General features: G+C 43.2%; 1 protein-coding gene and 1 pseudogene. Both read left to right on the forward strand.

Going from position 1 to position 1,513, the window contains the following annotated elements:
* A pseudogene (locus F6J94_RS33755) lies at nucleotides 1–222 on the forward strand (ABC transporter permease); the annotation flags it as partial.
* Between the two features lie 87 nt (nucleotides 223–309).
* On the forward strand, nucleotides 310–1,197 hold the full coding sequence (locus tag F6J94_RS33760) for a glycosyltransferase family 2 protein (RefSeq protein WP_293048294.1): 888 nt from the start codon (nucleotides 310–312) through the stop codon (nucleotides 1,195–1,197).
* Nucleotides 1,198–1,513 lie beyond the last annotated feature (316 nt).

Genomic DNA, 1,513 nt, shown 5'->3' on the forward strand with positions numbered 1-1,513 from the left:
TCTGGAGCAATAGTAGCTGAGTTTGTTGCCGGTACAGGCGGTGCTAATTCAGGAATTGCTTATCAAATGCTAATTGCTGGCTACAATCTCGAAATTCCCCGGATGTTTGCTGCTTTGTTTATGATTAGTAGTCTAGGTATTTTGATTTTTGTACTCTTGACCACCTTATCCAACTTGGTTCTGGGGCAATGGCATGAAAGTTCTATCACCAGAGATAATTGATCTGATAATTAATAGTGATAATTAATAGTAAACTAGCTATGAACCTGAATCTTTTCAGTGATTTAATTTCGATAGAGTCAGAAAACTATGCCTGAGAAAAATAAACCCCTAGTCAGCATTATTATTCCAGCATACCAAGCCGAAAATACAATCGCGCAAGCTATCAAAAGCCTTATAGGACAGACCTATTCAAACTGGGAGGTGGCGATCGGTTCCGACGATGGAGTAGACTATTTATCCTTGCTATCTTGCCAAGGTATTAACGATCCGCGATTGAAACAAGCATTTACAGGAGGGTGTGGCAGTGGAGACGGTCTCGCCCGCAACACAGCGGTAGCAATTTCTACTGGGGAGGTGATTGCCAACCTAGATGCTGATGATGCCTATGAACCAAACCGTCTAGCAGAAATGCTTCCTCTGGCCATGACCTATGGTGCTGCAATCGACAACACTGGCGTGTACAACACTGACCTAATTATGTACAAGTGTCCATTCCGCGATCGCACCACGGTTACCTTTGCTACGGCGGACGACATCCTAAAACCTCGTGTGCCTTTTTTCCCAGTTTTCCGCCGGAAATTTTTGGGTCGAGGTTGGACTAAAGTTCCCTTTGCTGCGGACGTTATGTTCAATCTTGAGCTGTTAAGCCGAGTTGGAAAGATAGCAATCCATCCTCAGCCCCTTTACCAATACTACAAGCGTGAGAATTCTATGACGCAATCAGCGACAGCTTTTGAAAGTGCCGAACTAGCCTATCATAAAATTTTGGCACTGCTGGATGCTGGGGAACTTGATCTTACTGAAGATATCCGCAGCGCAGCCATAGAGGAGTTCTCCCAAAATCTACGCCTCAATCGTGTGTTCCGTCAGTATATGCAGTCGGGAAGCTGCCAAAATCTTGAGGAATTTCTCGATATGACTGAGAACGGACATGCTGACTGGCTCAAGTCTGAATTGGAAATGGAACAATTGTAATTTATCAATTCCTAATTCTCAATGCAATGGGAAAGCTTGACAAACCCAGACGCAATCGCGAAAAATATCCTATCTTTTAATATGATTTTATAGTTAAGATGGTTCAGGAATTTTTCCATAACTTGATCAGTAATTGTATCAGTCATTATGGAGAAAACGGAACCATCCCTTTTCCCCATCAAGTTCAGGTGCCATCCCCTTAAACATTTCTGCCACCCCAACTCACTGAGAAAGTGACATGGTGAAAAATACGGTTAAAAATACAGAGGCGATCGCCCCGCCAGCTATTTGACTAAATATAGCGGTTTTTAGCCTA

The sequence above is a fragment of the Moorena sp. SIO1F2 genome (assembly GCF_010672755.1).
GTDB lineage: Bacteria > Cyanobacteriota > Cyanobacteriia > Cyanobacteriales > Coleofasciculaceae > Moorena.